The 12605-nt window shown below is 60.4% G+C and carries 13 protein-coding genes; 4 read left to right on the forward strand and 9 right to left on the reverse strand.

The annotated features are described in order from the left end of the window. The first annotated feature begins 194 nt into the window (after nucleotides 1-194). Entirely contained in the window at nucleotides 195-806 is a 612-nt protein-coding gene (locus tag CVS27_RS16255; RefSeq protein WP_103466902.1) for a hypothetical protein, read from the forward strand. 6 nt (nucleotides 807-812) lie between these two features. Here CVS27_RS16255 and CVS27_RS16260 read toward each other — a convergent pair whose 3' ends face one another. Together CVS27_RS16260 and dapD are read right to left on the reverse strand one after the other, a co-directional pair. Next, nucleotides 813-1706 (reverse strand): hypothetical protein, encoded by an 894-nt coding sequence (locus CVS27_RS16260; protein ID WP_103466903.1) that lies wholly within the window; start codon nucleotides 1704-1706, stop codon nucleotides 813-815. 48 nt (nucleotides 1707-1754) lie between these two features. After that, the gene (gene dapD / locus CVS27_RS16265) at nucleotides 1755-2783 is read right to left on the reverse strand and encodes a 2,3,4,5-tetrahydropyridine-2,6-dicarboxylate N-succinyltransferase (protein ID WP_103466904.1); all 1029 of its coding nucleotides are present in this window, start codon (nucleotides 2781-2783) and stop codon (nucleotides 1755-1757) included. A 168-nt stretch (nucleotides 2784-2951) separates the two neighbouring features. On the opposite strand from dapD, the gene CVS27_RS16270 reads away from it, so the two are divergent. Further along, nucleotides 2952-4100: a glycosyltransferase family 2 protein gene (locus CVS27_RS16270; protein ID WP_103466905.1), complete on the forward strand. Its 1149-nt coding sequence runs from the start codon at nucleotides 2952-2954 to the stop codon at nucleotides 4098-4100. 5 nt (nucleotides 4101-4105) lie between these two features. Continuing rightward, the gene (locus tag CVS27_RS20870; RefSeq protein WP_165788213.1) at nucleotides 4106-4270 is read left to right on the forward strand and encodes a hypothetical protein; all 165 of its coding nucleotides are present in this window, start codon (nucleotides 4106-4108) and stop codon (nucleotides 4268-4270) included. Nucleotides 4271-4338: 68 nt separating this feature from the next. On the opposite strand, the gene CVS27_RS16275 is transcribed toward CVS27_RS20870, so the two are convergent. The 5 genes from CVS27_RS16275 to CVS27_RS16295 form a co-directional block, all read right to left on the reverse strand. Further along, entirely contained in the window at nucleotides 4339-5490 is a 1152-nt protein-coding gene (locus CVS27_RS16275; RefSeq protein WP_243400237.1) for a hypothetical protein, read from the reverse strand. 283 nt (nucleotides 5491-5773) lie between these two features. After that, a complete protein-coding gene (locus CVS27_RS16280) occupies nucleotides 5774-7378 on the reverse strand; it encodes a molybdopterin-dependent oxidoreductase (RefSeq protein WP_103466906.1) in 1605 nt (534 codons plus the stop codon). A gap of 128 nt (nucleotides 7379-7506) precedes the next feature. Then, a complete protein-coding gene (locus CVS27_RS16285) occupies nucleotides 7507-8325 on the reverse strand; it encodes an anti-sigma factor (protein WP_103466907.1) in 819 nt (272 codons plus the stop codon). Continuing rightward, complete coding sequence (sigK, locus tag CVS27_RS16290) at nucleotides 8325-8906, reverse strand: ECF RNA polymerase sigma factor SigK (RefSeq protein WP_103466982.1); 582 nt, start codon at nucleotides 8904-8906, stop codon at nucleotides 8325-8327. The genes CVS27_RS16285 and sigK overlap by 1 nt, the downstream gene beginning before the upstream one ends. 93 nt (nucleotides 8907-8999) lie before the next feature. Then, the gene (locus CVS27_RS16295; protein WP_103466983.1) at nucleotides 9000-9674 is read right to left on the reverse strand and encodes a fasciclin domain-containing protein; all 675 of its coding nucleotides are present in this window, start codon (nucleotides 9672-9674) and stop codon (nucleotides 9000-9002) included. 172 nt (nucleotides 9675-9846) lie between these two features. On the opposite strand from CVS27_RS16295, the gene dapE reads away from it, so the two are divergent. Further along, a complete protein-coding gene (gene dapE / locus CVS27_RS16300) occupies nucleotides 9847-11013 on the forward strand; it encodes a succinyl-diaminopimelate desuccinylase (protein WP_103466908.1) in 1167 nt (388 codons plus the stop codon). 95 nt (nucleotides 11014-11108) lie between these two features. On the opposite strand, the gene CVS27_RS16305 is transcribed toward dapE, so the two are convergent. Together CVS27_RS16305 and CVS27_RS16310 are read right to left on the reverse strand one after the other, a co-directional pair. Continuing rightward, a complete protein-coding gene (locus CVS27_RS16305) occupies nucleotides 11109-11954 on the reverse strand; it encodes an amino acid ABC transporter permease (protein WP_103466909.1) in 846 nt (281 codons plus the stop codon). After that, nucleotides 11951-12601 (reverse strand): amino acid ABC transporter permease, encoded by a 651-nt coding sequence (locus tag CVS27_RS16310; RefSeq protein WP_103466910.1) that lies wholly within the window; start codon nucleotides 12599-12601, stop codon nucleotides 11951-11953. Before CVS27_RS16310 ends, CVS27_RS16305 begins: the two co-directional genes overlap by 4 nt. Nucleotides 12602-12605: the final 4 nt, after the last annotated feature.

Raw genomic sequence — 12605 nt, forward strand, 5'->3', positions numbered from 1 at the left:
CCTACGTCGCCATCAACGACCCCAAACAACGAACTCAACAAAACGTCAATCTCTCTCAAACAGGTTGACAGATACCGCTTCTGCGCGAGGGTCGGCGTCGGGGGGAGATATTGACCGTGCCTAGTTCGGTGCGCCGGAGTAATCTTGGAGTAGGGATTGTTGCACCATAGTCGCGGCGGCTGGAGGCTGAAATAATGCATCACACAGGTGGCCCTGGGTGGCGGATCACAATGGACACGTGCAGTCCAATGCTGACGGCCCTGTATCTTCGGGATGTGGCAGGCCTGGACGGTGCTGGCACCCCGGCCCTTTCCCATGTGGCCCCCACTGTCCGGGCAGCAGATCATTCGCTGCTGACCTCCGGAGTGGGAGGCGCTGAAGCCTTGCGGGACCAATGGGAGGTGTGGTGGAACAGGCTGCTACAAAATTTCCCTGACAATCAACAAAAGCTGACCCCTCCGGACTTCCCCGAGCTAGGTGGCATGCCTGCCCTGCAACGGGTGGCACATGCCCACTACGGCGCCGCCGTCACCTGGTCACGGGAACAGGCACAGCTGTACGCCCTGATGGCCGCTCAGCGGGAAACTCTGGGCGGGCACAAGATTCTGGCTGACCTGGTGGAAAACCGGGAGCTGGAACTGGGCCGCCGGGCACGGGAATTTACCCTGAGCATTGTGGAAGTTCCGCTCGCCGAACAGCGGGCCTGGTTCATAGAACCAGACCGGTTGATCATGAGTTCCCATCTCATGGATGACCCACAAGCATTTTGCAGCTACGTTCAACCAGTAGTGGAACTGCTGGTCTAACGGACGCTACTGATTGACGGGTGGCGCAGCCGTCATGACCACGCTCAACTGACCGGGATCCGCTGCACTTACAGCCTGCCAACCCACATTGTGCCCGCCCTCATTGGCCGTGCGGTCCCACATCTTTCCGGCGTAGCTGATCTGTGAAATGCCAAACTGTTCTGCATTGGCCAACAGCCAGTGGGCCGTGGTCCAGCCAGCCGCGTCGTCGACATCCATGAGCACGCTGACGCTGCCGTCGGCAGCAGCGGCGGTAGTGAACGGCACCTGGCCCATGACCGAGGCCATGGCCGCAGCCATGGCTTCGGGAGTGCTGGCGACGGTGGCCGGTGGCAGTGTGCAGTTCAGGGCCTGCGGTGTCTGCCCGGTCAGTGCTGAGGCAAAAGCCCGGGAGAGAGTCTCGTGCTGGGCGTAGGCATGCGGATAGCCAGAACGCTGCACAATCTGGGCGGCGTCGTTGATGGACATATCCACGTAGCCGGGCACTTTCGCCAAGACGTCATAAAACGCGTTGGCGGAGTACAGCGGATCCATGATTTGTTCCACGGTTCCCCAGTCCTGGGACGGGCGCTGCTGGAACAAGCCCACCGAATCCAAATCACCGTAGTCAATATTGCGCAGCTTGGATTCCTGCAAAGCAGTGGCAAGGGCAATCGATGCGGCACGTGCAGGCATGCCGCGCTGCACAGCCACCGCGGCGATCAACGCTGCGTTTTGGCTTTGATCCAAAGCCAAACGGTAGCTCGTTTCCCCCACAGTGGCCGTGCAGCCCAGCGACAAGCCAGGGGCAAGAGCATCCCTGAAAGTGTTGCTCAGCCAGACGCCGCCGCCAATGAGGAGGCCGGCGCTGATCGCCGCAACGCTCAACCACGCAACAATGCGCCGACTGGCTCTGCTCATGGTTGCCCGACTAATGCTTGAGTGGACCCGCCGGTGGCGGGGGAGCCACTAGTTGGCATGCAGGATCTCGTTGAGGGCAACGGTGGTGCCCTTGCGGGGAAGGGCTTCAACGCCACCTGTGGTGGAGTTGCGGCGGAACAGCAGATTGGCCACACCGGAGAGTTCGCTGGCCTTGACCACCACAGCCGTGTCTTCGCCGTCGGCGTCCTTGGGGCCCAAAACACGCACCCGGGTGCCTGCGGTGACGTAAAGGCCTGCCTCCACCACTGAGTCGTCGCCAATGCTGATGCCAACACCGGAGTTGGCGCCGAGCAGGACGCGTTCACCCAAGGTGATGCGCTCCCGGCCGCCACCGGACAGGGTGCCCATGATAGACGCGCCACCACCAACATCGGTGCCGTCACCAACCACCACCCCGGCTGAGATACGGCCTTCCACCATGGACGTGCCCAAGGTGCCGGCGTTGAAGTTCACAAAGCCTTCGTGCATGACAGTGGTTCCTTCGGCCAGGTGGGCGCCCAAACGGACCCTGTCGGCGTCAGCAACGCGGACACCTGCGGGGATCACATAGTCAACCATGCGCGGGAACTTGTCCACCGAGTAGACAGTTACTGGACCGCGACGGCGCAGCTTGGCACGGGTGAGCTCAAAGCCTTCCACGGCGGCTGGGCCAAAGTTGGTCCACACCACGTTGGCCAGCTTGCCGAAGATGCCGTCCAAGTTGATGCTGTTCGGTGCCACCAAACGGTGTGAAAGCAGGTGCAGGCGGAGGTAAGCGTCCACGGCGTCGGCCGGGTCGGCATCCAGGTTGATCTGGGCGAATACTACCCGCTGGACCACGCCGCGGTCGGCGTCTTCGCCAGCCTCAGCCAATGCTGCGAGCTCGGCGCTGGCCTCTGGGGCGTTGCCCAGAGCATCTGTGGCCGTACCCAATTCCGGGGCGGGGAACCACACGTCAAGAACATCACCGGAGCTGGTGATGCTGGCGAGGCCGAAGCCATAGGCGGAACGTTCTGTCGCTGCAACTGTGAGAGTCATGGTCCTAAGTTTATCGGCACTCGATGAAGTCGGTGACAGCCGGGGCCCAGCATGTCAACAGGCCAGTGCTACCAAGCACCAAAGATTGTCTTGATCGACTCTTGATGCACTCTTGTTCCTTTCCTGACGGTTTCTTATCCGTTGGCTGAGTTGCCACTGCCATAGTGAGAAAACGGCAAAGAAAACACAAACAAAGGGAGGAATTCGATGCACACTCAACACACTATTGGTGCGGGGATTCTTCCCACCGTTTCGGCAGACGCCGCAGAGGTTTCGACACAGGGATCCCACAGGGCCGTTGGCGGGGTGGTGACAGTTTTGGTCCCCGCTCACAATGAAGCCGAAGCAATCATCGAGACGCTGGAATCGCTCGGCCAGCAAACGCGTAGGCCCGATCGGGTAATTGTCATTGCGGACAACTGCACTGACGCCACCGAGCAGCTCGCTTTGTCCTACGGTGCGGAAGTAATCTGCACCGTGGGAAACACGGACAAGAAGGCCGGTGCATTGAACTTTGCACTGGGGTGGCTCCTCGCAGACGCGCACCCAGATGACCTCATTCTGGTCCAGGACGCCGACTCACAGCTCTCGGCGGATTTCATTGAGAACGCAGTGTGCCACTTGAGTGCGGACACCATGCTGGGGGCTGTTGGCGGGGTGTTTCGGGGCGGTCCCGGGGGCGGCTTTGTTGGCCATCTGCAGCGCAATGAGTACGCCCGGTATGCCCGGGATGTGAAACGGCTCCACGGGAAATGCTTGGTGGTGACGGGAACCGCAGCACTGTTCCGGGTGCAAACACTCAAGGGCGTATCAGCGGCCAGGGTTAACGGTTCACTTCCGGCCGGCAACGGCCACGGCGGGGTTTATGACACTTCTGTCCTGACGGAAGACAACGAACTGTCATTCGCGTTGCTGACTCTGGGTTACAGCATTGCCTCGCCGGCCGACTGCACGCTGGTCACGGAAGTCATGCCAAGCTGGCGCGAACTGTGGGCCCAACGGCTTCGGTGGAAGCGGGGCGCCGTGGAGAACTGCGTGCAGTATGGCTGGACCAAGGTCACGCGCCCCTACTGGGGCCGCCAGGTCCTGTCGATGATCGGCGTTCTTGTCACCATCGCCTACTTCTCTTCCATAGCGGTTGCCCTGGGTTCAGGGGCCGGTCTGCACATCCGCGCATTCTGGATGGCAGTGACAGGCGTTTTCGTGCTCGAGCGGATTGTGACGGTGCGGCTCAGGGGCTGGAAGTACATGCTGTTGGCGGCCACCATGTACGAGACAGTCATCGACCTGTTCCTGCAAGTGGTTCACGCCAAGGCTTACTTGGATGCAATTTTTAACAAGAAGAAAGTTTGGTAAGGAATATGTACGACAACCCAGCAGCCCCCATGGCCGCAGGAGCAGGATCGGCAGCACTCGCCATGACCGGAGCTGGCCAGCTGTTTTGGTTCGCCTTGGCAGCATTCGCAATGCTGGCACTCGGCATGGCTGTCAAGCGTATTGTTCCGGTGCGCAAGCGCAAGGCGTAGCGAACGCCTTGCCTGCCCAGTGGCCGGGAACTGCGAAGTTCCCTTCGCAGTTCCCGGCCACTGTGGTCTTACTTGATGGGTGCGGTAAATGCAGAGTCCTTGGACACTGTGGTGTAGCCGGACTTGGATCCGGTGACACGCACCATCATGGTTTTGTTAGCGTCGGCTTTGACCAGCTTGTAGGTTTTTCCCGTTGCCCCCGTGACGGCTGCGCCCGAGCGGTACCACTGGTACTGGAAGGTTGCGCCCGAGGTCCATGTGCCGGGGTTGGCCGTCAATGTGCTGCCCGTCCGCAATGTCCCGCTGATGGTGGGTGTAGGGGCAGTGAGCGTCAACGGTTCGCTGGCCGGCGGGGTGAAGGAAAAGTCACGAATAGTGACAGTTTCCGGGGCAACGTGTGCCGGATCGCCGCCGCCGCCTCCGGTTACCCAGAGGTTGAAGTGGATGGCTTCCTTGGCGGGTACCGGCACAGTGGAGCCCACCATGACAGTGCGTTTGAGTAAGGTTCCCGTGTAGCCCTCGCCAGCATACGTTTCAAAGGTTAGCTTGCCCGGTTCCCACACCATCTTGTGGGTCAGGATGAGGTCACTTGTCACGTCAAAGGTGATGGTGCTGTTTCCTTCGCCAGGCGGCTTGCCGGCGTCGAACCAGTAGCCGTGCCCTTGGGTGACGGGCCAGGACTCGCCGTAGCTGGCTCCGCCGCCCCAAGCGGAGGCTTCGCACAAATCGATTTCGTTGAACCCTGGCGTCGCCTCCGGGTCGTAGGTGAACAGACAGCCCCAGACCACTTCCTTCGCCAGCGCACTGACGTCCTTCTCCACCGTGGTGCTGTAGGTGCCATAGCCGAACCCTTCCCGCGTCGACTGGAACTCCGCGCCGGCCGGTGCGGATCCGCTCGGATTGGACAGCGTCATGGTGACATGGCCGTTCGCATCGGGGCTGCTGACGTTGGCCGGATCGAAGCTCTGGTTGTATTGCGGGGCTCCGCCCCAGAAACGCTTCTGCCAGTTGAAGCCCTTCCACGCAAAACTGCCAACCGGTCCAGGATCCTCCGCCATGGGAGTGGTGTCAGCGGCGTGGGAGGGAACCACCCCCACCATCATGCACAGGCCCACCGCCACGACGAGGGCCAGATGATGGACCCTCGTGGGAAAATGCCCCACCTTGGTGGGTTTCGACTCGCCCCTCATGTGAAGAAACGCAATTACCGTCCGTGACATAGCCGAGACCTCCGCTGTTAGGTACCCCGGTGACCACCATGGTCCCGCGGTTGGCAAGCCGGATTGGTCCGGTTGCCCGCAATTCTGGGCATCTGCCCAGTACATTCGCTACAAACCCCACCCAAAGGATGCAACCCAATGATTATGGAACATGTCACTGAACTTTGGGGAAAAATCTTTTTTGACTTGCTGACGCACCATGGCCAAGGAAGTGGATTAAAGAAAAAAAGGAGGCATTGGCGGGGGAGTAACTCCCCGGCCAATGCCTCCTTTTTGGTTGTGACTAGGTGACATTGAAGGTGATGGAATGCCAGCCCGTGGAACCATCGGGTTCCGGTGGCGCCTGCTGTTCAATCTGCAATTCGCCGTCAGCGTCATAGGCGCGGACCCGTACTTTGTGAGTTCCGGCAGGGGCGTTGTCCCAGATGTACGACCATTGGCGCCAGGTGTCCACCGATGCTTCGTCCGCCAACTGCGCGACTTGCCATGCGCCGCCGTCGAGCTGTATCTCCACCTTGGAAATGCCCTTGGTTTGGGCCCATGCACTGCCGCCAATGGAAACCTTCCCGGCGGGCACCCTGCCCAAGGCGCGTGGCACTTCAATGCGTGATGCAGTCTTGATGGGACCGTGTGAGGACCAGCCGCGCGAGGTCCAGTAGCCGGCCTTTTCGGCGAAGGTGGTGACTTCCAAGTCCACAACCCATTTGGTGGCTGAAACAAAGCCATACAGGCCTGGGACAACCATGCGCACGGGGAAACCGTGATCCAACGGAAGCGGGTCACCGTTCATGCCCACTGCGAGCATCGCATTGCGGTCGTCCTGCAGCACGGGCAGGGGGGTTGAGGCGCTGAAACCGTCGATGCTGGTGGAGAGCACCATGTCGGCGCCGTCCTTGGGCTTGGCCCGGGCAAGCACCTCACGCAAGGGGAATCCGAGCCATTTTGCGTTGCCGGCCAAGTTGCCGCCCACCACGTTGGAGACGCAGGTCAAGGTCACGTAGCTCTCGATGAGTTCGGAGGCCAGGAGCTCGTCAAAGTCCATGGTGAATTCTTCCTCCACCATGCCGTGGACGCGCAATTTCCAGGACGACGGGTCGATTTCCGGCACAATCAGGGCCGTGTCGATCCGGTAAAAGTCTGCGTTGGGAGTCACGAAGGGCGTCACGCCCTCAACAGGCGCTTGGACGCCGGCAGGCAGCGCGGCTGCCTTGGTCTTCGGGGTGGGGAGTTTCAAGGCTTCGCGGACTGTGTTGACTGCGTTGCGCGTGGTGGCAAGGACTGTCCCACCAATACCCACCACGACGGCGATCCCTGCCAAGGCTGCCGAGCGCAAGATAAAGGAGCGCCGGCTGGGGCCGGTATCCGGTACCGGCTGTGCAGCTGCTGCCGGGCTCGTGTTTACCGGCGTGTCCGCTGGGTGTGGTTTGACTTTGCTTGGCGGCGTCAAGTACCTCAGGGCCCACAGGCCTGCTGCTGTTCCCAGCAGGAGCGGTACCAGATCAAAGATGCTGGCGCCGGCTCGGGTAATGATGCACAGTGCCATGACGACGGCAAAGCCCAGCACCATGGCCGAGCCCGCCTTGAGGCTTTTGCGCGCCACAACACCTGCCGCTGCCGCCAGGAGTGCTGCAGCAATGGTCATGGAGATCAGTAGGACCATTTTGTCATTGGTGCCAAACGTGGCAATGGCGAAGTTCTTCATCCATTTGGGGGTGAAGTCAATGAAGGTTGATCCCACGGACGTCAGGGGGGAGGCAACAGGTCCGAAGAATGCCGCGACGAGTTGGGCTACCGCAAAGAGGACCCCGGCGGAAATGACTCCCGCCAGGGCGCCGTCCAGAATTGCCCGCCTGTTCTGTTGCCTTGTCGCCGTGCTCTGCTTGCCCATATCAGGATCCTTAGAACGCTTGCTTGTTCTACCGCAGGTTCCTGAAGTAGAAGTACTTGCAGGTACTTCGGAGCCGAAAGCCCACCGGATTGCTCCGGTGGGCTGATTCCTAGCAGAGAACAAACTGCCTAGATGGCTTGCACCACTATGGGAGTTGTGGTGGGAGCGGGCGAACCGCCGGCTGGTTCCACCGTGATGCCCACATGCGTTGCGCCGCCCACGGGCCCGTTGAGTACCTGCATGCCAGGGGCTTCCGGGTCGGCATGATCCATAAGGCCTGCCGGTACTGCGCCTGCTGCCGAGATGAACCACAGTTCATAGGTCTTGCCTTCCGGAGGTGCCGGCATGCCGCTGACCATGACTGCCGCCCTGTTTGCCTTGCCCGACGACGCCACGGTGACGGTTCCGCCGTCGGACAATGCGGTGGTGGCGATTTTGGCGTCGGGTGAACCCACGATGCTGAGCATGGCCTCCTGCTGGGCCGCAGCAGCCTTCTGCTGTGCCTCGATGGCAACGAGCTTTTCCTCCATGTCCCGTTGCGTTGCGTTTTGGCCGGCAACCCAGCCACCCACGCCAACTCCGGCAAAAATGGTCAGGGCTGCTGCTGCGCTCAGGGCCGGCAACCAGGGGCTGCGGCTGCCCTTGTTGAGCTGTTGTGCGGCGGTCTGAGAAGGGCGCCGCCTGGCCGATGAAATGTCCCTGACCACTGAGCTGGCTGGCAGTTGGCGGGTGTTGCGAATGGCGGCCATGACATCTGCCTTCAACGCGGCCGGAGGGTCTTCTGTGGCTGTGCCGTAGGCGAGAAGGGCAGCTGTCTCGCTGAGGCTGCGTACTTCTTCCAGAGTTTCTGCGTCCGTCAATGCGTAGCGCTCAAACTCGTTGCGTTCGCTGCTCTCCAGGGCATTCAAGGCGTAGGAGCCGGTGAGTAAATGCAATTGCTTTTCCATCACGCTACTCCTAACCTGTCCCTGAGCCGGATCATTCCGTCACGAATTCTTGTTTTAACAGTGCCGACTGGAATCTTGAGCAGTTCGGCAACTTCTTGGTGTGTGTACCCACCGTAGTAGGCCAAGCTGATGGCTTCCTGTTGGGGTTGCGTCAGAGAGGCCAAAGCAATCCTGACGCGTTCGGATTCCATCTGGGTCTCGACGGTGTCTGCGACGTCGTCGTAACTCTCCTGGTATTCCTTGATGCCTTGGCGAAGATCCCTGTCGGAACTTGCCTGGCTGGCCCGAACCTTGTCAACGGCTTTTCGGTGCGCGATGACCAAAATCCAGGACATTGCCTTGCCTCGGTCCGCGTCAAAGCGTGACGCCTGTGACCAAATGTCGATGAAAACCTCTTGTGTCACTTCCTGGCTTTGTGCCGGGTCGCGCACCACCCGCCGCACCAGGCCAAATACGCGGGGTGCAACGGCGTCGTACAGTTCTTCGAAGGCCGCCTCGTCGCCCAAGGCGACGAGGCGGATCAGGTCCTCATGGGTTGGTGGTGCCAGGGGCTCCACGGACCGCAACCAAGGTAAACGCATACTGTCTACCTTGCCATGGTCCGTCCCCATGAGCCCATTCCCTCCGACGTGTGTTGCATTTTGTTGACGCGGTAGTTCAGCAGATCGCGGCAGTTACTTCTTTGCCGGGGGCATCAGGACCGTGTCGATCAGGTAAACCGTGGCGTTGGCCGTCTTGACGCCACCACAGATGACCTTGGCGCCGTTGACCATCAGGTCGTCGCCGCTGCCGGTGACTTCCAGGTTGCCACCCTCAGCCGTTGCGTGCTCGCCGGCAACCGCGCTCGGTGCCAACTGGCCGGGGACCACATGGTAGGTCAGGATGGAGGTCAGCGTTGCGGAGTCCGTCTTCAATCCTTCGATGGTTTCTGCCGGGATCTTGGCGAAAGCGTCATCAACGGGAGCGAAGACAGTGAACTCGCCGGAGTTCAGCGTGTCAACCAGGTTGACGTCCTTGTTCAACTGGCCTGAGACGGCTGCCGTCAGGGTCTTGAGCAGCGGGTTGTTCGATGCTGCCGTGGCAACCGGGTCAGCTGCCATGCCGGCCACAGAGCCAGCGCCACTGGGAACGGCTGCTGCGTAAGCGGCACAACCTGAACCAACCAACTCGCCAGCCATTGCTTCGGTGGTTGCCATGGGAGCTTCGCTGGTTGCCATGGGAGCATCCGAGGTGGCGGTGGGGGTGGTGGTTCCGCCGCTGCAGGAAGTGATTCCCAATGCGGTGATGGCCAGGAGGCCCAGGCCGAGGCTGAGGCTCTTACGGTTTGCAAACTTCAAGGTGGTGTTCATGATGATCTCCGTAGTGTGAAAGCGGAAGGATTCCGATTTGCTTCCCGTGTCCGTTGCCTTCAAAACTTTGCTCCGGTGGGCTGTCAGAGAGTACTTCGGAGCCGCGGATGGAGCGGATTGGAATGAAGGCAAGAATTATTTTTGGGCCGTTTGGCACCGGTAAACTGGGGCCATGACTAACTCCAACGCGCCAACAACTTTCGGCACCACAGCGGCAGGCGGGCCCGGCATCGACGGCGGGGCAACCGGCGTCGTACAAGCTATTCATACTCTTGACCTGCACGCGGATGTTGCGGCACTCACGGCTGAGCTGATGGACATTGAAAGCGTGTCAGGCAACGAGCGGGCGCTCGCCGACGCTGTGGAGGAGGCTTTGTCAAAGCTGGGGCACCTGCAGGTAACGCGCAACGGTGATTCCCTAGTCGCAAGGACGTCGCTGGGCAGGGCGGAGCGGGTAATTCTGGCCGGCCACTTGGATACAGTCCCGCTGCCCACCACCCCGGGATCGCGCGGGACGGTGCCCAGCACGTGGGACGGCGAGGTGCTGTACGGCCGCGGCGCAACGGACATGAAGGGTGGTGTGGCCGTGCAGCTGGCCCTGGCCGCCACCTTGCGTGAACCCACCAAGGACGTCACGTTCATCTTCTACGACCATGAAGAAGTTGCCGCAGCCAAGAGCGGGCTGGGGAGGTTGGTCCGGGAAAACCGGGAATTGCTGGACGCTGACTTTGGCATTTTGTTGGAGCCCACCAACGGAACTGTGGAGGGTGGCTGCAATGGCACCATCCGCTTTGAGGCCACCACCTCCGGGGTGGCTGCTCATTCGGCCCGGGCATGGATGGGGGAGAACGCCATTCACGCCGCTGCCCCCATTCTGGCCCGACTGGCTGAATACCAACCAGCCACCATCACCGTTGACGGACTCGACTACAGGGAATCACTGAACGCCGTGAAGATCCACGGCGGCACCGCCGGCAACGTGATTCCGGATCAGTGCGTCGTGGAGATCAACTACCGGTTTGCCCCTGACAAGACGCCGGACCAGGCGGAAGCACACGTACGTGAGCTCCTGAATGGCTTCGAGATGGTGCGCACGGATGCCGCAGCGGGAGCCCGTCCGGGTCTCAACGCGCCAGCCGCTGCCAGCTTTGTTGCCGCCGTGGGCCGTGCACCGCTGCCCAAGTATGGTTGGACGGATGTGGCTCGGCTCAGTGAGATGGGCATCCCGGCGGTCAACTTTGGTCCGGGGGATGCGCTGTTGGCGCACAGCGACAACGAGCACGTCCACTCCGATGACATCCGCGAGTGCCTGGCTGCGTTGACGCGTTGGCTCAGCTAATCCCTTCTTAAACAACTGACCCGCAGTAGTGGCTGAAAATTCACGGAAATCGTGACTTTTTCGACCACTACTGCGGGTCAGTTGTTTAAGGGGTGTTAGCCAGCTATGCCAACCTTGACGGCCTTGACGACCTTGACGCGGGAGGACATCTTGCTTTCGGTGTACTTGGCAATGCCGGACAGGATCAGGCACAAGCCCACGTAAATCGCTGCAGTGACCATGAGCGCCGGAATCAGCGGTGAACCGTACTGGCCCTGGGAACCGAGGAAGTTCGCGTACTTGAGGATTTCGTCGTAGGTGATGAGGAAGCCCAGAGCGGTGTCCTTCATAATGACCACCAGCTGGGCGATAATGACAGGCAGCATGGAGCGGACAGCCTGAGGCAACAGAATAGTGCGCATCACCTGGCCCTTGGTCAGGCCGACGGCAAATCCGGCCTCGCGCTGGCCCTTGGGCAAAGATTCAATGCCGGCACGGAACACTTCAGCCAACACCGATCCGTTGTACAGGACCAAGCCAACCACGACGGCGATGAAGGGTGTGATGCCCTTGACCCCGACCGAGGGGAGGCCGTAGTACATGATCATCATCAGGATCAGCAGCGGCACAGCCCTGAACAGCTCCGTGAACCAGTAACACGGGATGCGGACCCATTTGCTGTCAGCCAGACGACCAAAGGCGAGCAGCACGCCCAAAAGAATACTGCCGATGGCGGCAACGCCGAAAGCACTAAGCGTGGCCCCGATGGCCTGGAGGAACTTTTGCTGGACCAGAGGGAAGGTGAAGATCTCCCACTTCTTTGCCGTGAACTGTCCGGACTCATAGAACCGGTAGAGGATAAAGCCAATGATGCCCACCACAACGAGTGCCGTGAAGATATTCAGGTAAACATTGCGCACACGGGCTTTGGGACCGGGAACATCGAAAAGAACAGAACTCATCGCGCTACCCTCCACTTCTTCTCGAGGTAGCGTTGCAGCGGTGTCAAAATGCCCAAGACAAGCACCACAAAGATTAGGGCAACCCACAGCAGACCCGGCAGCAACGGTTCACCGCGTTCGCTGAGGTAGGCGCGGATGGAGCCGGCCTCAAACACGGAGAAACCGGCAGCAACCGTGGTGTTCTTCAGCAGAGCGATAAATACGCTGAACAGCGGTGGCACCACCGACCGGAAGGCCTGCGGCAGCACAATCAAGGACAGCGTCTGCATGAAGGGCAAACCAATGGCCCTAGCGGCCTCGGATTGGCCCACGGAAACCGTATTGATGCCGGAACGGATGGCTTCGGAAACGTAAGTTGCCGTATAGAGGGAAAGGCCGATGATGGCTGCCGTCATGAAGCTGATGTTGGGCAGGCCGAGCTTGGGGTAGCCCAGCGCAAAGAAAGCCAGAATCAGTGTCAGCGGGGTATTGCGGACAAAATTGACGTAGAAGGTTCCGGCGGCACGCATGGCCGGTGCCGGGGAGACACGCATGCCGGCGACGATAGTACCCAGGATCAGGGCAAAGAACGCGGAAATGACAAACAAGATTCCGGTGTTCTTGAAACCTGTGAGGAACAGGTCACTGTTGTCAATAAGTACATTCACAGGG

Source organism: Arthrobacter glacialis (genome assembly GCF_002909445.1).
In the GTDB taxonomy this organism is placed as follows: Bacteria; Actinomycetota; Actinomycetes; order Actinomycetales; family Micrococcaceae; genus Specibacter; species Specibacter glacialis.